This is a genomic window from Pseudomonas sp. LB3P58, from assembly GCF_054897895.1.
Genome location: NZ_JBUBVE010000001.1, coordinates 5,549,983 through 5,569,095, shown reverse-complemented (window position 1 = coordinate 5,569,095; position 19,113 = coordinate 5,549,983). Strand labels below are relative to the sequence as shown.

At 59.0% G+C, this 19,113-nt stretch carries 19 protein-coding genes; 11 read left to right on the top strand and 8 right to left on the bottom strand.

Annotated elements, in window-relative coordinates:
- Positions 1-12 precede the first annotated feature (12 nt).
- Positions 13-396 (top strand): MAPEG family protein, encoded by a 384-nt coding sequence (locus ACYZTZ_RS25975; RefSeq protein WP_462000083.1) that lies wholly within the window; start codon positions 13-15, stop codon positions 394-396.
- 146 nt (positions 397-542) lie between these two features.
- On the opposite strand, the gene mltA is transcribed toward ACYZTZ_RS25975, so the two are convergent.
- Entirely contained in the window at positions 543-1,727 is a 1,185-nt protein-coding gene (mltA, locus tag ACYZTZ_RS25970) for a murein transglycosylase A (RefSeq protein ID WP_462000082.1), read from the bottom strand.
- Positions 1,728-1,855: 128 nt separating this feature from the next.
- Here mltA and ACYZTZ_RS25965 point away from each other — a divergent pair, with 128 nt between their 5' ends.
- Positions 1,856-2,305: a c-type cytochrome gene (locus ACYZTZ_RS25965; protein WP_462000081.1), complete on the top strand. Its 450-nt coding sequence runs from the start codon at positions 1,856-1,858 to the stop codon at positions 2,303-2,305.
- Between the two features lie 3 nt (positions 2,306-2,308).
- Here ACYZTZ_RS25965 and ACYZTZ_RS25960 read toward each other — a convergent pair whose 3' ends face one another.
- The 4 genes from ACYZTZ_RS25960 to ACYZTZ_RS25945 form a co-directional block, all read right to left on the bottom strand.
- Positions 2,309-2,704: a DUF1090 domain-containing protein gene (locus ACYZTZ_RS25960; RefSeq protein ID WP_008151994.1), complete on the bottom strand. Its 396-nt coding sequence runs from the start codon at positions 2,702-2,704 to the stop codon at positions 2,309-2,311.
- Between the two features lie 99 nt (positions 2,705-2,803).
- Complete coding sequence (gene ligB, locus ACYZTZ_RS25955; RefSeq protein WP_462000080.1) at positions 2,804-4,477, bottom strand: NAD-dependent DNA ligase LigB; 1,674 nt, start codon at positions 4,475-4,477, stop codon at positions 2,804-2,806.
- A gap of 252 nt (positions 4,478-4,729) precedes the next feature.
- Positions 4,730-5,920, bottom strand: a complete 1,191-nt coding sequence (gene metK, locus ACYZTZ_RS25950) for a methionine adenosyltransferase (RefSeq protein WP_282380640.1) — start codon at positions 5,918-5,920, stop codon at positions 4,730-4,732.
- A gap of 18 nt (positions 5,921-5,938) precedes the next feature.
- Positions 5,939-6,934, bottom strand: a complete 996-nt coding sequence (locus tag ACYZTZ_RS25945; RefSeq protein WP_462000079.1) for an ArsR/SmtB family transcription factor — start codon at positions 6,932-6,934, stop codon at positions 5,939-5,941.
- A gap of 273 nt (positions 6,935-7,207) precedes the next feature.
- On the opposite strand from ACYZTZ_RS25945, the gene tkt reads away from it, so the two are divergent.
- From tkt to fba, 6 genes are all read left to right on the top strand, one after another.
- Positions 7,208-9,205, top strand: a complete 1,998-nt coding sequence (gene tkt, locus ACYZTZ_RS25940) for a transketolase (protein WP_462000078.1) — start codon at positions 7,208-7,210, stop codon at positions 9,203-9,205.
- 180 nt (positions 9,206-9,385) lie between these two features.
- Positions 9,386-10,438, top strand: a complete 1,053-nt coding sequence (epd, locus tag ACYZTZ_RS25935) for an erythrose-4-phosphate dehydrogenase (RefSeq protein ID WP_462000077.1) — start codon at positions 9,386-9,388, stop codon at positions 10,436-10,438.
- Between the two features lie 17 nt (positions 10,439-10,455).
- Positions 10,456-11,619, top strand: coding sequence for a phosphoglycerate kinase (locus tag ACYZTZ_RS25930; protein WP_033060390.1), 1,164 nt, complete (start codon positions 10,456-10,458; stop codon positions 11,617-11,619).
- A gap of 34 nt (positions 11,620-11,653) precedes the next feature.
- Positions 11,654-11,875 carry a hypothetical protein gene (locus ACYZTZ_RS25925; protein WP_046045274.1) on the top strand — a complete coding sequence of 74 codons (222 nt, stop codon included), beginning with the start codon at positions 11,654-11,656 and terminating at the stop codon, positions 11,873-11,875.
- Positions 11,876-11,931: 56 nt separating this feature from the next.
- The gene (locus tag ACYZTZ_RS25920; protein WP_462000076.1) at positions 11,932-12,264 is read left to right on the top strand and encodes an MliC family protein; all 333 of its coding nucleotides are present in this window, start codon (positions 11,932-11,934) and stop codon (positions 12,262-12,264) included.
- Between the two features lie 129 nt (positions 12,265-12,393).
- On the top strand, positions 12,394-13,458 hold the full coding sequence (gene fba, locus ACYZTZ_RS25915) for a class II fructose-bisphosphate aldolase (RefSeq protein WP_046045276.1): 1,065 nt from the start codon (positions 12,394-12,396) through the stop codon (positions 13,456-13,458).
- Positions 13,459-13,624: 166 nt separating this feature from the next.
- Here the strand turns inward: fba and ACYZTZ_RS25910 are convergent, their stop codons facing one another.
- Together ACYZTZ_RS25910 and ACYZTZ_RS25905 are read right to left on the bottom strand one after the other, a co-directional pair.
- On the bottom strand, positions 13,625-13,918 hold the full coding sequence (locus ACYZTZ_RS25910; RefSeq protein WP_140674909.1) for a fructose-bisphosphate aldolase: 294 nt from the start codon (positions 13,916-13,918) through the stop codon (positions 13,625-13,627).
- A gap of 486 nt (positions 13,919-14,404) precedes the next feature.
- The gene (locus ACYZTZ_RS25905; RefSeq protein WP_462000075.1) at positions 14,405-15,073 is read right to left on the bottom strand and encodes a polysaccharide lyase family 7 protein; all 669 of its coding nucleotides are present in this window, start codon (positions 15,071-15,073) and stop codon (positions 14,405-14,407) included.
- Positions 15,074-15,396: 323 nt separating this feature from the next.
- On the opposite strand from ACYZTZ_RS25905, the gene ACYZTZ_RS25900 reads away from it, so the two are divergent.
- The 3 genes from ACYZTZ_RS25900 to ACYZTZ_RS25890 are packed head-to-tail and all read left to right on the top strand — an operon-like array spanning position 15,397 to position 18,385.
- On the top strand, positions 15,397-17,520 hold the full coding sequence (locus ACYZTZ_RS25900; protein ID WP_462000074.1) for a putative bifunctional diguanylate cyclase/phosphodiesterase: 2,124 nt from the start codon (positions 15,397-15,399) through the stop codon (positions 17,518-17,520).
- Positions 17,521-17,565: 45 nt separating this feature from the next.
- The gene (locus ACYZTZ_RS25895) at positions 17,566-18,057 is read left to right on the top strand and encodes a M48 metallopeptidase family protein (protein ID WP_033060381.1); all 492 of its coding nucleotides are present in this window, start codon (positions 17,566-17,568) and stop codon (positions 18,055-18,057) included.
- A gap of 31 nt (positions 18,058-18,088) precedes the next feature.
- A complete protein-coding gene (locus ACYZTZ_RS25890) occupies positions 18,089-18,385 on the top strand; it encodes a winged helix-turn-helix domain-containing protein (protein ID WP_150658418.1) in 297 nt (98 codons plus the stop codon).
- 224 nt (positions 18,386-18,609) lie between these two features.
- Here the strand turns inward: ACYZTZ_RS25890 and ACYZTZ_RS25885 are convergent, their stop codons facing one another.
- Positions 18,610-19,062 carry a GNAT family N-acetyltransferase gene (locus ACYZTZ_RS25885; RefSeq protein ID WP_462000073.1) on the bottom strand — a complete coding sequence of 151 codons (453 nt, stop codon included), beginning with the start codon at positions 19,060-19,062 and terminating at the stop codon, positions 18,610-18,612.
- Positions 19,063-19,113 lie beyond the last annotated feature (51 nt).

The following is a 19,113-nucleotide window of genomic DNA, read 5'->3' as shown; positions in this document are numbered from 1 at the left end:
AGGGATTGCGATATGACGGTTGCTCTGTGGTGCATTTTGATCGCGATTTTCCTGCCCTATATCTGCACGGGCATCGCCAGGGCCTGTGGCGGGTTCAGGCTGAAAGACAACCATGACCCCCGTGACTTTCTCGAGTCACTGAATGGTTTGGGTCGCCGCGCATATACGGCGCATCTGAACAGTCTTGAAGTGATTCCCGCGTTCGCGGCGGCGGTGATCGTTGCGCACCTGGCCGGCAATGCCGAACTGGTGACGATCAATGTGCTGGCGGTGTTGTTCATTACCAGTCGGCTGCTGTACATCATTTGCTATTTGGCGGACTGGGCAATTTTGCGGTCGCTGATGTGGTTGGTGGGGATGGGGTTGATCGTCAGTTTCTTTGTGGTTTCTGTCTGAAAATACGGCGGTGTTTGTGAGGGCCTCATCGCGAGCAGGCTCGCTCCCACATTGAATCTCGGTCGTACACGTATGCTGTGTTCACTGGAGATCCAAATGTGGGAGCGAGCCTGCTCGCGATTGCTATTTAACCGCCGATACAGATATCAGGGGCTGGTCTTCACCGCATCAGCCACCTGCGGCACTTGAGGCAGGGCTGCGCCTTTAGGCCAGAGCATCCAGATTTGCCCCTGCTGTTTCATGTCGCCAGCCAATTGCCCGGCCGCCTCGCCGGTGCCCCAGAACAGGTCCGCACGGACTTCGCCGGCAATTGCGCCGCCGGTGTCCTGAGCGGCAACCGGGCGTACCAGTGCGGTACCGTCCGGTTTAGTGGTCGATAACCACAATAGGCTGCCCAACGGGATCACTTTGCGATCCACCGCCGCGCTATAGCCTGCGGTCAGCGGTACGTTCAACGAGCCGCGAGGTCCTTCATTGCTGTCCGGATTGCGGGTGAAGAATACGTAGCTGGGGTTGCTGCCCAGCAGTTCCGGAATGCGCGTCGGATTGGCCTTGGCCCAATGGCTGATGGCGCCCATGGTCACTTCTTCTTTTTTCAGCTCGCCCTGGTCCACCAGCCAGCGGCCGATCGGTCGATACGGGTGACCGTTCTGGTCGGCATAGGCAATGCGCAACTGGCGGCCATCATCGAGCTGGATACGACCCGAACCCTGGATTTGCAGGAATTGCAGGTTCATCGGATCGGTCAGCCAGGCAACAACCGGTGCCTTGACCCCTTTGGTTTCAATCGTGGCCGCATCGTCGTAAGGCTTGAGCACGCGACCTTCGAGTCGTCCGCGCAGGCGTTTGCCTTTGAGTTCCGGATAAATGCTGTCCAGAGAGACGATGATCATGTCCTCGGGCACACCGTACACCGGGATGTTCGCCACGTCGGTCTGGGTCAGGCTGCCGGGGTAGACCGGCTCGTAATAGCCGGTGATCAAGCCGCTGGGATTGTCATTGGCGGCGCGCAGGCCGTAAACGTCGAGGTTCTGCTTGAGGAAGCCACGAATGTCGCTGGCGGTTTGCGGCACGTTGGCGGCAGCCGCACACGTCGAGCCCCACACCGGGTCGGCTTTGAGTCGGGTGCAGGCGCTGCGCCACGAACCGAAGCCGGCGACCAGGTCGTTGTCGGACACCGTCGGAAGTGCTTCCCACGTGGCGCTGGAGTAGGTGGCCAGGGCGTGGGTTTTCGGTTGGTTGTTGTCGCCACCGGTGCAGCCCGCAAGCACGGCCACCATCGGAAGGGTCCAGGCGAGGTTGTGACGCCATGCCTTGAAACGGCTGTTCATGGAGTAATTCCTTTGTCGGTTGCCTGAGTGCTCCATGCGCTCAAACAACCCGTATTGATAATAGGGCTATTGGTCTTTGCCGATGACGCGAGGATACTGGCCGCCGTTTCCCGTGACTTGAAGCCACCATGACTCTTAAAAGACTTTCTGTTGTATTGCTGGCCTGCCTGACGTTGTCTGCCTGCGGTGGTGTCGACCCCAACTCGCCGCTGGGCCAGCGCAAGACGATCTTCAAGCAAATGCTCAAGACCGGCGAAGACCTGGGCGGCATGTTGCGTGGCCGCATCCCGTTTGACGGTCCGAAATTCGCTGACGGTGCCGTGAAGCTCGATGCATTGTCCCGTGAACCCTGGAAACATTTTCCGCAGGTGCGCGAAGAAGATCACACCAGTGCCAAGAGCGATGTCTGGCAGAAACAGGAACACTTTCAGGACATGGCTCGCACCCTTGAAGCCGCCACCGGTGACTTGGTGATTGCCAGCAAGGTTCAGCCTTACAAGGCCAGTAACCTGGGGCCGGCGGTGCAGAAGGTCGAAGATGCCTGCAGTGCTTGCCATAAAGAGTTTCGGGATCACTGATCCTTACTTATCCAGCTCATCAAGTGCGTCCTGCAGTTCCTTGCGGGACTCGGCGAGTTTGTCTTTGCGCTTGTTGATCTTCTCGGCGTCGCCTTTCTTCATGGCCTTGTCCAGATCAGCCTGACGCTTGCTGACTTCGTGCTTGGCGTCGAGCACCTTGTTTTCCCGTTCTTTCTTCAGGGAAGCATCGGTGCAATGAGCCGTGACTTCGCTCAGTGCCGTTTCAAGGCCTGCCTGCTGATCGGCGTTACCGTGAGACTTGGCCAGTTCAATCTGATTGATGATGCCCTGCTTCTTTGCGGCGCAGCCGGTCAGCCCTGGAGCTTCTTCGGCGGCCATCAGTGGAGCGGCCAGCACGCTGCAAAGGGTCAACAGGGCGAGCGGTGAAAGAAGTTTCATAAAAGCTCCATGTGAAAAAGCGATCGGGTCGATGTGGCGATGGGGTGTTTGAGCCCGGCGGCACCATTGGGTTCCCGGGTTGGCGGGCATCGCCGGCCGCTAAAAACCGTCAATCCCCGCAACACGTAATGTTTCACTCAAGGCCAGGACCTGCGGGTCGCGGAAAAATGCGCTCAATTGCGCTGCGCGTCCCGGGCCGATGCCGGCTTCTGCCTGCCATTGTTCGATATTTCGTTGTGCCAGTTCCTGCCATGAATCGGCGAGCCGCGCCTGGCCGGTCGGCGGTAAACCCAGGGCTTTGAGCCAGCGAGCGAAAGGGCGTTGTCGGGCACTATTGAAGCTGTTCAAAAGACGAGCGCTGCTGCGTTCGCCGAAGCCGTCAATGTTAGCAAGCTCTTGAGCATCGAGGGTCAACCAATCCAGCAGGCCATTCAGGCGGCCTGTTTCGAAAAGTTTCTCCCAAGTGCCAGGACCGACATGGGGCAGGGCCAGTCCCTGCTTGCCGCTGAGCCAGGTCAGTCGGGCGAGGAATTGGCTTTCGCACCCCGGTGTCGGCTGCCAGCAACTCAAATGATGAAAGTCCTCCGCCAGCGGTACGCTCAATTCAGCGCGTTGGGTGCTGCGCAGCATGACACCGTCAAGCCTGGGAATGGTCAGGCCTGCCAGGCTGATGGCGACCTGGTCTCCGGGCCGGATATCCAGCGTCTCCCAGCGTTGCAACGAGCTCACACTGACTCGCTTGATCTGCCGGTCATCGAGCATTACCGGTGTCAATTCCAGTACCGGGGTGATTCGTCCGGTCCGTCCAATCTTGAAATGGACTTTGCGCACCTCGGCCAGGGCCTGGGCAAAAGGGTATTTCCAGGCGACGCTCCAATAAGGCGGTTTAGCCTGCCAGCGCTCGGCGGGTGGGCGCTGATCCTGGCGCAGGACGATGCCATCACTGGTGAAGGGCAGGGGCGAGCGATACCAGTGATCGCGCCAGCGTTCAGCGTCGGCAAATACCTTGATCGAGTGACTGTAAGCTGCGGTGATCGGAAAGCCCAACTCATCCAGGGCTGCGACGCGGGCGGGCAAACTGGCCGGGCCTTGGGGCCAGTCCCAGACAAACAGGCCGATCCCGGCGGCTTGCTCAGTGCTTAACTTTTTGCGAGCCATCAAGCCGGCCACTGTGGCGCGTGCATTGAGGCTGCCGGCACGGGCCTGTACGTGGTCGGTCAGGCGCCAATAGAGTTCACCTTGCAGCAGCAGGTCCAGCGGTTGTGGCAATTGTTGGGGGATGGCGGCGATCTGGCGCGCCGAAGCCGTCCAGTCCTGGCCATTTATCCCGTCACCGCGGCTTATTGCTTGAATTAGCAGGCCTTTGCGGTAGATCAGCGTCACCGCCACGCCGTCGATCTTGGGCTGAACCCAGACATCGCTTCGTCCTTTTAGCCAGGCTTCGACGGCGCGACCATCGTGGAGTTTTCCCAGGCCTGTGTGGGCGATGGGATGAGGCATCGTGCCGCCCGCGGTACGTAGCGGTTCCGCGGTTTGGTCCAGGTCGAAGCATGTGCGCCATTCGGTCAATCGCGCACGGGACTGATCATAGAGTTCATCAGCGACCAATGAACGGCCGCCCCGGTGATAGCTGTCGTCCCAGAGGTCGATTTGTTTCTGCAGTGACGTGATTTCGTCCAGGGCGCGTGCGGGTGGCCAGTCGGGGCATTCGGCAGCGTTTGAACTCAGGCAAAGAAAGGTCAGGAAAAAACAGAAAAACAGGCGCAGAAGCATCGTGAGCGTCCTTGCTCAGGGAGAGTGCTTTCAAGGTTAGTCAGCATTCGGGTGTCGGTAGCGAGGATGTTTTTCGGTGTGTTTCGAGAGGCAGGAAGATCAAGAGATCGCAGCCTCGTTCCACTCGACAGCTCCTACACATATCCCTGTAGGAGCTGTCGAGTGGAACGAGGCTGCGATCTTTCGACTTTCGCGCAATAAAAAGCCCCGCACGGCGAGCCGTGCAGGGCTTTTGGTACCGCCGGGGAAGTCTTACAGGCCGGCAGCAGCGCGCAAGGAATCGGCGCGGTCGGTCTTTTCCCAGGTGAAGGTGGTGAAAGTGTCTTCGCCCACAGTCTTGGTTGCCGGGGTACGACCGAAGTGGCCGTACGCAGCGGTTTCCTGGTACATCGGGTGCAGCAGGTCGAGCATGGTGGTGATTGCATATGGACGCAGGTCGAACACTTCGCGAACCAGTTTGACGATTTTGTCGTCGCTGATCTTGCCGGTGCCGAAGGTGTTCAACGAGATCGAAGTCGGCTGAGCAACACCAATTGCGTAGGAAACCTGAATCTCGCAACGCTCGGCCAGGCCGGCTGCCACGATGTTCTTCGCCACGTAACGACCCGCGTAGGCGGCCGAACGGTCAACCTTCGATGGATCCTTACCGGAGAACGCGCCGCCGCCGTGACGGGCCATGCCGCCGTAGCTGTCGACGATGATCTTGCGACCGGTCAGGCCGCAGTCGCCAACCGGGCCACCGATGATGAACTGGCCAGTCGGGTTGATGTGGAACTGGGTGTCTTTGGACAGCAGCTCGGCAGGCAGTACGTGCTTGACGATCAGCTCCATCACGCCTTCGCGCAAGTCTTTGTAGGACACGTCAGGATTGTGCTGGGTCGACAGTACAACGGCGTCGATACCGACAACCTTGCCGCCGTCGTAACGGCAAGTCACTTGCGACTTGGCATCCGGGCGCAGCCAAGGCAGCAGGCCGGATTTACGGGCTTCGGCCTGGCGCTGAACCAGCTGGTGCGAGAAGGTGATCGGTGCTGGCATCAGCACGTCGGTTTCGTTGCTGGCGTAGCCGAACATCAGGCCCTGATCGCCGGCGCCTTGATCTTCAGGCTTGGCACGGTCGACACCCTGGTTGATGTCAGGGGACTGCTTGCCAATGATGTTCATCACGCCGCAAGTGGCGCCGTCGAAGCCGACATCGGAGCTGTTGTAGCCGATGTCCAGAATGACGTTACGCACGATCTCTTCCAGGTCGACCCAGGCCGACGTGGTGACTTCACCTGCGATGATTGCCACGCCGGTTTTTACCAGGGTCTCGACCGCTACACGGGCGAACTTGTCTTCAGCAATGATGGCGTCCAGCACCGCATCGGAAATCTGGTCGGCGATTTTGTCCGGATGTCCTTCGGACACGGACTCGGAGGTGAAGAGGGAGTATTCGCTCATCTCGATTTTTTCCTGAATTTACCGATGGTGAGTGTCGCCAGCCGGTCGCTGAAAATGGCGGACCTGGATCTGGAAACCATTACGTAAGCCTACATAGAGGCTTTCCCCGGGAACGAGTCCCGCAGCGGTGGCCCAACGGGCCAAATCGTCCTGTTCAAACCCCAACCATAGATCACCGCAGGCCTCCCTGGCCCAACTCTGGTTGTGGCTACATAACTCTGTCACGAGCAGGCTACCGCCCGGTTGCAGCAAGTCGGCCATGTGCTTGAGTGCTTCGGCCGGCGCGGCGAAATGGTGCAGCACCATGTTCAGTACAACGCAGTCAGCCTTGAGGCGGACACCGTTCAATGCATCGGCCAGTTGCAGGCTGACGTTAGCCAGCGTTTCACGTTCGCAAACCTGGCGCGCCAGTTCGAGCATCGCCGGGCTGTTGTCCAGCGCCGTGACCTGGGTGAAGCGGCGCGCCAGTTCCGGCAAAAATGCGCCGTCGCCGGGGCCGACTTCGATGGCCGTGGCGCCTTCGTTGAAACTCAGCTTGTCGAGTAATGCCACCACGCTTTCGCGGTATTGCGGCAGACCGGCGATCAAGTCTTGCTGGGCGCGAAACTTCTCCGCGACCCGTGAGAAAAAGTCCTGGCTGGCCGCCGCACGTTGCCCATGGACCTGAGCGATCCGCGACTGCACCTCGGCAGGCAGGGTCAGGTTGTCCACTTCTTCCAGTAGCGCGGCATGCAGCTTGCCACCCAGCAGGTCGGTGTGGGGCAGGGCGCGACGGTAGAAAATCGCGTTGCCTTCACGACGAGTCGCCACCAGGCCGGCCTGGGCCAATACCTTGAGGTGATGACTCATGCCGGACTGGCCGATGCCAAAGATCTGCGCCAGCTCCAGTACGCCAAACGAATCGTTGGCCAGCGCGCGCAATACATTCAGCCGCAGAGGATCGCCGCCGGCCTTGCACAGGGCCGCCAGCTCATCGCAATCGTCATGTCGAATGGAAGGCGCACGTGAATTCATAAGGCCAGCAGTCTAGTGACGGTCAGAAAACACCGCAAGAGCAATATCAAAAAGTTTTGATATTGCTCGATAGATGGCACTTCTCGGGGAAAGGGTCACTCTACAAATCGTCAGCGGAAAGGTTTCACCAGGCGAATGCGACTTTATCCACCGGAAAAACGCCTTCAGATGACTATCTGTCATTGCCCCGAGGCGGGTGGGTGAGGGAAAATGCTCGCCTTTTTTCCGTTTCGTTTTATTCACTCTCGATTCAATATCCGCAGGAGAACAGCGATGCCCAGCCGTCGTGAGCGTGCCAACGCCATTCGTGCCCTCAGCATGGATGCCGTGCAAAAAGCCAACAGCGGCCATCCCGGTGCCCCTATGGGTATGGCGGATATCGCCGAAGTACTTTGGCGTGACTACCTGAAGCACAACCCGAGCAATCCATCGTTCGCCGACCGTGACCGCTTCGTGCTGTCCAACGGTCACGGCTCGATGTTGATCTACTCGCTGCTGCACCTGACCGGCTACGATCTGTCGATCGAAGACCTGAAGAACTTCCGCCAGCTGCACAGCCGCACTCCGGGTCACCCGGAATTCGGCTACACCCCGGGCGTTGAAACCACCACCGGTCCATTGGGCCAAGGCCTGGCCAACGCCGTTGGTTTTGCCCTGGCAGAAAAAGTCCTGGCGGCGCAGTTCAACCGTCCGGGCCACAATGTTGTCGACCACCACACCTACGTGTTCCTGGGTGATGGCTGCATGATGGAAGGCATTTCCCACGAAGTCGGCTCCCTGGCCGGTACTTTGGGCCTGGGCAAACTGATCGCCTTCTACGATGACAACGGCATCTCCATCGACGGCGAAGTCGAAGGCTGGTTCACCGACGACACGCCTAAGCGTTTCGAAGCTTATAACTGGCTGGTGATCCGTAACGTTGACGGTCACGATCCTGAAGAAATCAAGATCGCGATCGAAACTGCGCGCAAAAGCGATCGACCAACCCTGATCTGCTGCAAGACCACCATCGGTTTCGGTTCGCCGAACAAGCAAGGCAAGGAAGACTGCCACGGCGCCCCACTGGGTGACGCGGAAATCGCTCTGACCCGTGCTGCGCTGAAATGGAACTACGGTCCGTTCGAAATCCCGGCCGACATCTATGCCGAATGGGACGCCAAGGAAACCGGTCGCGCGGCCGAAGCCGAATGGGATCAGCGCTTCGCTGCCTACTCTGCAGCGTTCCCTGAATTGGCCAACGAGCTGATTCGTCGTCTGAGCGGCGAACTGCCGGAAGACTTCGCTGAAAAAGCCTCGGCTTATATTGCTGAAGTCGCTGCCAAAGGCGAAACCATCGCCAGCCGTAAAGCCAGCCAGAACGCATTGAATGCCTACGGCCCGCTGCTGCCTGAACTGCTGGGCGGCTCCGCTGACCTGGCCGGTTCCAACCTGACCCTGTGGAAAGGTTGCAAAGGTGTTACGGCTGAAGACGCCAGCGGCAACTACATGTACTACGGCGTTCGCGAATTCGGCATGAGCGCGATCATGAACGGCGTGACCCTGCACGGCGGTCTGGTGCCTTACGGCGCGACCTTCCTGATGTTCATGGAATACGCCCGCAACGCAGTGCGTATGGCCTCGCTGATGAAGCAGCGTGTCGTGTTCGTCTACACCCACGACTCCATCGGTCTGGGCGAAGACGGCCCGACTCACCAGCCGATCGAGCAACTGACCAGCTTGCGCAGCACGCCGAACCTCGACACCTGGCGCCCAGCCGATGCCGTTGAATCGGCGGTGTGCTGGAAAATGGCCCTGGAACGCAAGGACGGCCCTTCGGCGCTGATTTTCTCGCGTCAGAACCTGCAGCATCAAACCCGCAATGCGTTCCAGATCGCCGACATCGCCCGTGGCGGTTACGTGTTGAAGGACTGCGACGGCGAGCCTGAGCTGATCCTGATCTCTACCGGTTCCGAAGTCGGTCTGGCGGTTCAGGCTTACGACAAGCTGACCGAACAGGGTCGCAAGGTGCGTGTAGTTTCGATGCCTTGCACCAGCGTGTTCGATGCTCAGGATGCCGGCTACAAGCAAGCGGTTCTGCCGTTGCAGGTCAGTGCCCGTATCGCGATCGAAGCCGCCCACGCGGACTACTGGTACAAGTACGTGGGCCTGGAAGGCCGCGTGATCGGCATGACCACCTACGGCGAGTCGGCGCCTGCGCCAGCCTTGTTCGAAGAGTTCGGCTTCACCCTGGAAAACATCCTGGGTCAGGCTGAAGAGCTGCTGGAAGACTGATCCAGAAGTTGTTTTGTCTGGACTGCCGTCTTCGCGAGCAAGTCGAATCGTCGCACCGCCGCTCCCACAGGGAAATGCATTCCAATGTGGGAGCGGCGGTGCGACGGTTCGACTTGCTCGCGAAAGCGATAGTCCGGGCAACGCTGCAATAACGGATTCACCACGGTAATCGAGAACCCCATGCCTCAACCGCGTCCTTACAAAGTTGCACTCAACGGCTACGGCCGGATTGGTCGTTGCGTCTTGCGTGCGTTGTTTGAGCGAGGCGAGAAGGCCGGGTTTGAAATTGTTGCGATCAACGATCTGGCTGACATGGCCAGCATCGAATACCTGACACGCTTCGACTCCACTCACGGGCGTTTTCCCGGCGAAGTGAAGGTCGACGGCGATTGTCTGCATATTAATGGCGACTGCGTGAAGGTCCTGCGCAGTGCCACCCCCGAAGGCATCGATTGGGCGTCGTTGGGCGTCGATCTGGTGCTGGAGTGCTCCGGCGCTTACCACACCCGTGAAGACGGCCAGCGTTTCTTGGATGCCGGTGCGCCGCGTGTGTTGTTTTCCCAGCCGATGGCCAGCGAGGCGGATGTCGACGCCACCATCGTCTACGGCGTGAACCAGGATTGCCTGACCGGTGATGAGTTGCTGGTGTCCAACGCGTCCTGCACCACCAACTGCGGCGTGCCGCTGTTGCGCCTGCTGGATCAGGCCATTGGTCTGGAATACGTGTCGATCACCACCATTCACTCGGCGATGAATGATCAGCCGGTGATCGACGCCTATCATCACGAAGACTTGCGCCGCACCCGTTCGGCGTTTCAGTCAGTGATTCCGGTGTCCACTGGTCTGGCGCGTGGCATCGAACGCCTGTTACCGGAACTTGCCGGGAGAATTCAGGCCAAAGCCGTGCGGGTGCCGACGGTTAACGTGTCTTGCCTCGACATTACGATGCAGACCGTGAGCGACACCGACGCCACCGAGGTCAACCGGATTTTGCGCGAGGCCGCCACTGCTGGCCCGCTCAAAGGCCTTCTGGCCTACACCGAGTTGCCTCACGCCAGTTGTGATTTCAACCATGACCCACATTCGGCCATCGTCGATGCCAGTCAGACTCGAGTTTCCGGCCCACGGCTGGTGAACATCCTGGCCTGGTTTGACAACGAATGGGGTTTTGCCAATCGAATGCTGGACGTTGCAGAGCACTATCTGCAAACAGCTATTTCCACAAAACAGTAATCCAGGAATTGCGACCCATGACCGTGTTGAAGATGACCGACCTCGATCTGCAAGGTAAGCGCGTACTGATCCGCGAAGACCTCAACGTCCCAGTCAAGGACGGTGTTGTCACCAGCGATGCGCGAATCCTGGCCTCGCTGCCGACCATCAAGCTGGCCCTGGAAAAAGGCGCGGCCGTGATGGTCTGCTCGCACCTTGGCCGTCCGACCGAAGGCGAGTTCTCGGCTGAGAACAGCCTCAAGCCAGTCGCTGACTACCTGAGCAAGGCTCTGGGGCGTGAAGTGCCGCTGGTGGCCGATTACCTGGGCGGCGTTGACGTGAAGGCCGGCGACATCGTGCTGTTCGAAAACGTGCGCTTCAACAAAGGCGAGAAAAAGAACGCTGACGAACTGGCCCAGCAATACGCCGCCCTGTGCGACGTGTTCGTGATGGACGCCTTCGGCACCGCTCACCGCGCCGAGGGTTCGACCCATGGCGTGGCCAAGTTCGCCAAAGTCGCGGCCGCTGGCCCGTTGCTGGCCGCCGAACTGGACGCACTGGGCAAAGCCCTGGGCGCCCCGGCTCAGCCAATGGCTGCCATTGTTGCCGGCTCCAAGGTCTCGACCAAACTCGACGTGCTGAACAGCCTGAGCCAGATCTGCAACCAGCTGATCGTCGGCGGCGGCATTGCCAACACCTTCCTGGCGGCTGCCGGTCACCCGGTCGGCAAGTCCCTGTACGAGCCGGACCTGCTGGACACCGCTCGCGCCATCGCCGCCAAGGTCAGCGTGCCGCTGCCGGTTGACGTCGTGGTTGCCAAGGAATTCGCTGAAAGCGCCACCGCTACCGTCAAGCTGATCGCTGATGTGGCCGCAGACGACATGATTCTGGACATCGGCCCACAGACCGCGGCGAATTTCGCCGAGCTGCTGAAGTCGTCCAAGACCATCCTGTGGAACGGCCCGGTGGGCGTGTTCGAATTCGACCAGTTCGGTAACGGCACCAAAGTGCTGGCCCAGGCCATCGCCGAAAGCTCGGCATTCTCCATCGCTGGCGGCGGCGACACCCTGGCCGCCATCGATAAATATGGCGTTGCCGATCAGATCTCCTACATTTCTACCGGTGGCGGCGCGTTCCTCGAGTTCGTCGAAGGCAAGGTGCTGCCGGCCGTTGAGGTCCTGGAAAGCCGGGCCAAGGCCTGAGGCCGCCCATTTGACCAGGCAAAGGAGTGTTCAGATGGTCAAAACATTAGCGTTGTTGATTATCGCGGGATCGTTGGCAGCTTGCGGGAGTAACCCGAAAGCTCCGAAGGTGCCCGAGACGCCTGAACAGGACAAAGGCTGTTACCAGGCCGACTGGCAGGCCGAAACCAACCCGGTGATCAACAAGCGTTCCGGGCCTGATGGCCTGGACAAATACGAGACACAGACCCCGGCCAAGGAACATGGTTGCCCTTGAAAGGTCTGACACTTTACTCAGGGCTGGCGGCGTGCGCCGTCAGTCGAGGAACATGGATGAAAGGTTTTATCGCCGTTACGGCGCTGGCTCTGCTGGCAGGTTGCTCCAATTTGAACCTGTTCAAGCCTGCCGAATCGACGGACAGCTGGACCACCTGGACCTGCGACAGTCAGGCCAAGGTGCTTTGGCGCTACACCGACGACAGCCGCAAGGAAGTCGACGTCCGCCTGGGCGGTGCCGATCAGGTCTACCGCTTGAAGCATGAGCCGGGCGCCGAAGGTTCGCTGTACAGCAATGACATGCTGGCGTTTCACATAAAAGGTGAGGAAGGCCTGGTGTACTGGGTCGCCACCAATGATTTGATCGGCCGCGGTTGCAAAGCGCAGTAACGCCGCAAGATTGAGGCAACACCGAATTGGCAGGCCGGGCTGACCCCCGATCTGCAATAACTTGAATAGCCGCCGCCGCTACGGCAGGCTGGCACGATTAACGACCCTCAACCGGGAGATACACACACAATGGCACTTATCAGCATGCGCCAGATGCTGGACCACGCAGCCGAGTTCGGCTACGGCGTTCCAGCCTTCAACGTCAACAACCTTGAGCAGATGCGCGCCATCATGGAAGCCGCTGACAAGACTGACTCCCCGGTGATCGTCCAGGCTTCGGCCGGTGCTCGCAAATACGCCGGCGCACCGTTCCTGCGTCACCTGATCCTGGCGGCAATCGAAGAATTCCCGCACATCCCGGTGTGCATGCACCAGGACCACGGCACCAGCCCTGACGTCTGCCAGCGCTCCATCCAACTGGGCTTCAGCTCGGTGATGATGGACGGTTCCCTGGGCGAAGACGGCAAGACCCCGACCGACTACGACTACAACATCCGCGTCACCCAACAAACTGTAGCCCTGGCTCACGCCTGCGGCGTATCGGTAGAAGGCGAGCTGGGCTGCCTGGGTTCGCTGGAAACCGGCATGGCCGGTGAAGAAGACGGCATCGGCGCCGAAGGCGTTCTGGATCACAGCCAAATGCTGACCGACCCGGAAGAAGCCGCTGACTTCGTCAAACGCACCCAGGTCGACGCCCTGGCCATCGCCATCGGCACCAGCCACGGCGCGTACAAGTTCACCAAGCCGCCTACCGGCGACGTGCTGGCCATCGACCGCATCAAAGAAATCCACAAACGCATCCCGAACACCCACCTGGTGATGCACGGTTCGTCTTCGGTTCCGCAAGACTGGCTGGCGATCATCAACCAGTACGGTGGCGACATCAAAGAAACCTACGGCGTACCGGTTGAAGAAATCGTCGAAGGCATCAAGCACGGCGTGCGCAAGGTCAACATCGACACCGACCTGCGCCTGGCATCCACCGGTGCGATGCGTCGCCTGATGGCCACCAACCCGAGCGAGTTTGATCCGCGTAAATTCTTCGGCGCGACTGTTACTGCCATGCGTGATGTGTGTATCGCACGTTATGAAGCGTTTGGTACGGCGGGTAATGCTTCGAAGATCAAGCCGATCTCGTTGGAAGCGATGTACCAGCGTTATTTGAAGGGTGAGTTGAACGCTAAGGTTAACTAAGCCTTTGGTGTTTGAATCGCATTAAAAAACCCGCCGAGAGGCGGGTTTTTTATGGTCGGAGATTTTTACGCGGCGCAGCTAATGCTCGGCGAATCAATGTCACCTATAACGGACATTTTTAAGGATCGAGGCAGAAAAGTCCGATATGGGTGACATCCATCTTATTTTAGCGGTTCGATTTCTCGTCAAACCCACGTTGCTCAATCACCCGAAACACATCGCTCACATCCTGGACCATGATCCGGGCGATGTTGGTGACGGTGTTGATGTCGTTCTCGGCATAGTCCGGCAGGCTGGTGCAGGCCATGAGGTTCAGATATTTGAGGACGGCGTTGAGGCGTTCGCTGACGCAGTTGTGGAGTTCGCGTAGCGGGGCGTCGCTGTCGATGAGCAGGACGGGGTAGTCGGTGGCGAATTGGGACATGGGGGTGAAGCGGCGGGGCGGATTGTTCATTGTCATAAGTAAATCTTCCTTGTACCTAAAAGGAGAGTTACTCGTACCGTAAGGGCTGCGAAACCCTGTCGCCAACGATGTCAGCGACAGGTCAACTTTAGGCAGCGATTCGGGTGACCGCAACCGGGCTGTAGGGCGCCGTCCCGGTCAACTGGCGAGACTGTTTGGTCTCGTTCGGTGGCGTAGCGGCAATAGAACCGGGCGATGTGGTGTGTCTGAGGAAATTGGGGGGAGGGTTTTGGGGACGCTTCGCATCCCAACGGGGGCAAGCTCCCTCGCCACGGTCGGAGTGGTCCTACGAGATTTGCGGACGCCAGGATTTTGTAGCAGCTGTGGAGCCTGCGAGGCTGCGTTCGGCTGCGTAGCAGTCGTAAATCAGACAACGCATTTATTCGGTTAGACCGGGTTCTGCGGGCTTGCGAGGACTTCGTCCTCGGACGCAGCCTCGCAGGCTCGGCAGCTGCTACAGAGATCGAGTTGTTCTTGGGAGCGTTATTTGTCGTGATCAATATCCAGCTTGCTGAACGTCACTTGCCCGCCTTCGCTGGTGTACCCGGTGTGGTCCTGCACATACACGCCGGCCTTGAAGTACAGCGGTTTGACGCTCCAGGTCTTGCTGATGTCGGTGTCCCACTGGTAGCCCGCCGCACTGATGCCCAGCGCGCCGCGCGGGCTCAGGTGGATGAGGTAGGAAAACTCCCGATCCAGTTTCACCCCGGTAGCAATGGTGATTATTCGTGCGCTATCGTCATCAGGGTGCATACGAACCTTGGCGACGATGTTGCCCGACTGTGTGCTGGTCGAGTACTGATACTCGAGCTTCACCATCGGTTTCTGGCTTTCATAGGCGTGGATCTGGCCGATGACGATCTTGCCCGAGCTCGGTACCTGGTTCACCGCCAGGGTGGCTCGCAGGGTATTGTCGGCGTCCGGGTAGAGCCAGTTTTTCAGGGTGCCATTGCTGTAGGTTTCGCGAAGTTCGGTGCGGGCATACTTTGCGTTTTCAGTTTTGGAGCCGGTGACCGGGGCCCAGAAAAACAAGGTGCCGGTGTCGGAGTGGAAGTATTGATCCTTGAAGCCATCCACCAGTTTTGACGTTTCAACGGTGTACGGCGGATTGCCGACGGGAACGCTGAGGTTCCAGGTTGCGAGATCGATCATAGACAAAAGCTTCCACGGATTTTTTGCTGCACGCACGTTCCAGAAGCTCTGGCACGCGCCTTGGGGGCAATCCTTATAATCGCAGAAGTTCAATTTGTTAATGCGTAAATGACAAACGGGTGACGTCAAAATCCTGTTAAAAGGCCATCTTTCCCGGTTTTAGGGGGCTGTGGCGCTGACCGTTAGTCGGCAAATGGACGCTTTGGTTAAATGATGGCGTACTGATAGCTTCTGCTTTTGCGGAACCCGGTCTAGAGTGAAGGCTTAGTATTTGTCCGGTTTTCACGAGAAACCGGCCTGACGTCCCGCATAAGAGAAGCAGCATGGAATGCGCGCAACCCACGCCAGCTGAAGGCAACTCAATTCTTTTAATCGTTGATGATTACCCTGAAAACCTGATCAGCATGCGCGCGTTGTTGCAGCGCCAGGACTGGCAGGTCATGACCGCCGCCTCGGGCTTCGAGGCGCTCAGTCTGTTACTCGAACACGATGTCGACCTGGTGCTGCTGGATGTGCAGATGCCGGGCATGGACGGTTTTGAAGTGGCACGCCTGATGCGCGGTAGCCAACGAACCCGCCTCACACCGATCATTTTCCTTACCGCCAACGAACAGTCCCAGGACGCCGTGATCAAGGGCTATGCCAGTGGTGCGGTGGATTACCTGTTCAAACCGTTCGACCCGCAAATTCTCAAGCCCAAAGTCCAGGCGCTGCTCGAGCATCAGCGCAATCGCCGTGCGTTACAGCGCCTGAGCCACGATCTGGAGGTCGCGCGCGCGTTTAATGCCTCGGTGCTCGACAATGCCGCCGAAGGCATCCTGGTGGTCGGTGAGGACGGTCTGATCCGCTTTGCCAATCCGGCGATGTCGCGGCTGCTCAATGCCACGGTGCAAGACCTGCAAGGCAAAGAATTCCTGGATTTCCTGCAAAATCCGCACATCCCGATCTGGGCTGACTCCGAGCTGTTAGCCGGTTACAAACGCGGCGAAACCCTGCGACTGCACGATGCATTGCTGCGTACGGCGCCCGGTCAACAGGTGCCCGTGGCGCTGTCCTGCGCACCGTTGCCCAGCGAACAACATGCGATGGTGGTGACGGTGCTGGACATGTCGGTGGTGCGCCATCTGCATCAGCAACTGGAGTTTCAGGCCGTCACTGACCCATTGACCGGGCTGCTCAATCGTCGCGGCTTTTACCAGACGGCGGAAAACCTGCTGCTGCGTGGCGACCGCTCCGATAGCGCCTGGGTGCTGCTGTATCTGGACCTCGATGGCTTCAAACGGGTCAACGATTCCCTCGGTCACGATGCCGGCGACCGGGTGCTGCGTTGGGTGTCCGAGCAGTTGAAGGCCTGTTTGCGGCCCTTCGACATTCTGGCGCGCATGGGCGGTGATGAGTTCACCGCGTTGCTGGATCTGGAGTTCCCCGAGCAAGCGGCAAAAATCGCCGAGAAGCTGATTGAGCGGGTGTCGATCTGTCAGCAGATCGATGGTCTGGATATCGCGTTGGGCGCCAGTATCGGCATTGCGACGTACCCGGATTGCGGTTCCAATCTCGACGGTTTGTTGCGCGCATCTGACATCGCCATGTACGAAGCCAAGCGCGCCGGCCGTCAGCAATATCGTTTCTACGATCACGAAATGAACGGCCGGGCGCGCTCGCGGTTGATGCTCGAAGAAAGTGTGCGCGCGGCGATCGAGAACCGTGATTTCAATTTGGTGTATCAACCTCAGGTGGCCATTGCCAGCGGGCAGATTCGCGGGTTCGAAGCGCTGATCCGTTGGCAGCACCCGAGCGTCGGCGATGTACCACCGGGGCTGTTTTTGCCATTGCTGGAAGAGGCGCGGTTGATCAGTCACCTGGGCAGCTGGATCTATCAACAAGGGGCGAGCCAGCGAAAAGCCTGGGAAACCTTGTTTGCTGACGACCTGGTGCTGGGCGTCAGTTTGAGCAGTACGCAATTCGGCATGCCCAATCTGGTCACCGAGTTGCGCCAGGTACTGGAGCGCCATGGTTTGCAGGCGCGCCATCTGGAAGTCGAGGTCACAGAAGAGGCCTTGATGCAAAACCCCGAGGAAACCCGTAAACAGCTGCGCCTGCTGCGTAATCTGGGGGTGCGAGTGGCCCTGGATGACTTTGGTTGCGGGCCGTGTTCGCTGTCTCATCTGCGGGATCTGGAGTTGGACACGCTCAAGTTCGACCGGCATTTGATTGCCCGGCTACTGGAGTCCTCACGCGATGCGGCGCTGGTGCGCAATGTGATCGAGCTGTGCAAGGAGTACGGGATGCTGGTGATTGCCGAGGGGGTGGAAACCGTTGCGCAATATCGGTGGCTGCAAGCCAATGGTTGCGAGTATGTGCAAGGGTTTCTGGTCGCACGGCCGATGATGGCCGAGGACGTCGGCGACTTTGTGCAGCCGTTCGACTGGAACACGCTGACCGGCTGAATTCGCTACACTGGCGACCTTTTCGTGAATCGTGTTGCCGCCCCAATGACCGCGTTGAAATACCTCCAGGCCTATCCTGCAGCGCTGCAGGACCAAGTGCGTCAGCTGATCGCCGACGGTCGGCTGGGCGACTACCTGAGCCAGCGTTACCCGGAAAAACACCGGGTACAGAGCGACAAGGCGTTGTACACCTATACGCTGGACCTCAAGCAGGAATACCTGCGTAACGCCCCGGCCATCGATAAGGTGTTGTTCGACAACCGCCTCGACCTGACCCACCGCGCCCTCGGATTGCACACCGCGATATCGCGGGTGCAGGGCGGCAAGCTCAAGGCCAAGAAAGAAATTCGTGTTGCTTCGTTGTTCAAGGAGGCGCCAGCCGAGTTTCTGAAAATGATCGTGGTGCATGAACTGGCGCACTTCAAAGAGTCGGATCACAACAAGGCGTTCTACAAGCTTTGCGAACACATGTTGCCGGGGTATCACCAGGTGGAGTTCGATGTGCGGGTGTACCTGACGTGGCGGGATATGCAATAGAGATCAAAATATCGCAACCGGGAGTGTTTAGATGGATGTAAGCAAGACCAAGAGCAGCTTCTATCGTCGGTTGTACGTGGCGTACCTGATTGATAGCGGGTTGGCCAGTAGCGTCCCGGCGCTGACCGAAGTGACCGGCATGCCCCGGCGCACGGCTCAGGACACCATCGCAGCGTTGGCGGATCTGGACATTATTTGCGAGTTCCAGCAGGAAGAAGGGGCGCGCAATCATGCCGGGCGCTATCGGATTCGCGAGTGGGGGGCGATAGATCGGGGGTGGATCGAGCGTAATCTTCGGCAGATCAAAGCGGTGCTGGAGTATCCCTGATTGTTGGGTTCGCTTTAGATCGACCCCTCACCCCAGCCCTCCCGAAACGTCGGACCGCCCCAATGGGGAGAGGGGGAAAGGGAGCAGATCTTCAAGCCTTTCGAATCCTGAGTTCGACTCGGTAGTTCAAGTCGCCAATTTTCTACATAACACATCGGTCAGTCCCCTCGCCCCTTGGGGAGAGGGTTAGGGTGAGGGGGGGATTCCAGAGCCTGTCGCAAGTCTCAAACCCGGCGCATCCCGATATGCGGAATGTCATCCTCGAGAAATTCCTCGCCCGCCACCACAAACCCGTACCGCCCGTAATACCCCTGCAAATGTGCCTGGGCCGAGAGATAGATCGGTACTTCAGGCCAGCGCTTTTCAGCCTGTTTCAACGCCTGTGCCATCAACTCATGCCCAAGCCCGGTACCGCGCGCTTGAGGGGCAATGATCACCCGCCCGATGACCACGTCGCCACCCTGTAACTCCGGGTCGAGCAACCGCAAGTACGCCACCAGCCGATCCCCGTCCCAAGCCATTAAATGGCAGGTGTCACCTTCCAGATCCTGGCCGTCGACGTCCTGATAGACGCATTTCTGCTCAACGACAAACACCTCTGCACGAAGCTGCAGAATGGCGTACAGCTGCTCTTTGCCCAGATCGCTGTGGTGTTTGCAGACCCAATCGATTGTCATCTTCACACTCCTTGAACATCGTCGCTCCGATACTAAGCGCCCAGGCGAAAG

Excerpts from the sequence above, each read along its gene's own strand:
- tkt (WP_462000078.1), top strand. The coding sequence starts at position 7,208 with ATGCCCAGCCGTCGTGAGCGTGCCAACGCCATTCGTGCCCTCAGCATG.
- ACYZTZ_RS25925 (WP_046045274.1), top strand. The coding sequence starts at position 11,654 with ATGGTCAAAACATTAGCGTTGTTGATTATCGCGGGATCGTTGGCAGCT.
- ligB (WP_462000080.1), bottom strand. The coding sequence starts at position 4,477 with ATGCTTCTGCGCCTGTTTTTCTGTTTTTTCCTGACCTTTCTTTGCCTG.
- ACYZTZ_RS25960 (WP_008151994.1), bottom strand. The coding sequence starts at position 2,704 with ATGAAACTTCTTTCACCGCTCGCCCTGTTGACCCTTTGCAGCGTGCTG.
- ACYZTZ_RS25885 (WP_462000073.1), bottom strand. The coding sequence starts at position 19,062 with ATGACAATCGATTGGGTCTGCAAACACCACAGCGATCTGGGCAAAGAG.
- ACYZTZ_RS25965 (WP_462000081.1), top strand. The coding sequence starts at position 1,856 with ATGACTCTTAAAAGACTTTCTGTTGTATTGCTGGCCTGCCTGACGTTG.
- ACYZTZ_RS25930 (WP_033060390.1), top strand. The coding sequence starts at position 10,456 with ATGACCGTGTTGAAGATGACCGACCTCGATCTGCAAGGTAAGCGCGTA.
- fba (WP_046045276.1), top strand. The coding sequence starts at position 12,394 with ATGGCACTTATCAGCATGCGCCAGATGCTGGACCACGCAGCCGAGTTC.
- mltA (WP_462000082.1), bottom strand. The coding sequence starts at position 1,727 with ATGAACAGCCGTTTCAAGGCATGGCGTCACAACCTCGCCTGGACCCTT.
- ACYZTZ_RS25905 (WP_462000075.1), bottom strand. The coding sequence starts at position 15,073 with ATGATCGATCTCGCAACCTGGAACCTCAGCGTTCCCGTCGGCAATCCG.
- ACYZTZ_RS25895 (WP_033060381.1), top strand. The coding sequence starts at position 17,566 with ATGACCGCGTTGAAATACCTCCAGGCCTATCCTGCAGCGCTGCAGGAC.
- ACYZTZ_RS25910 (WP_140674909.1), bottom strand. The coding sequence starts at position 13,918 with ATGACAATGAACAATCCGCCCCGCCGCTTCACCCCCATGTCCCAATTC.
- metK (WP_282380640.1), bottom strand. The coding sequence starts at position 5,920 with ATGAGCGAATACTCCCTCTTCACCTCCGAGTCCGTGTCCGAAGGACAT.
- epd (WP_462000077.1), top strand. The coding sequence starts at position 9,386 with ATGCCTCAACCGCGTCCTTACAAAGTTGCACTCAACGGCTACGGCCGG.
- ACYZTZ_RS25920 (WP_462000076.1), top strand. The coding sequence starts at position 11,932 with ATGAAAGGTTTTATCGCCGTTACGGCGCTGGCTCTGCTGGCAGGTTGC.
- ACYZTZ_RS25890 (WP_150658418.1), top strand. The coding sequence starts at position 18,089 with ATGGATGTAAGCAAGACCAAGAGCAGCTTCTATCGTCGGTTGTACGTG.
- ACYZTZ_RS25900 (WP_462000074.1), top strand. The coding sequence starts at position 15,397 with ATGGAATGCGCGCAACCCACGCCAGCTGAAGGCAACTCAATTCTTTTA.
- ACYZTZ_RS25975 (WP_462000083.1), top strand. The coding sequence starts at position 13 with ATGACGGTTGCTCTGTGGTGCATTTTGATCGCGATTTTCCTGCCCTAT.
- ACYZTZ_RS25945 (WP_462000079.1), bottom strand. The coding sequence starts at position 6,934 with ATGAATTCACGTGCGCCTTCCATTCGACATGACGATTGCGATGAGCTG.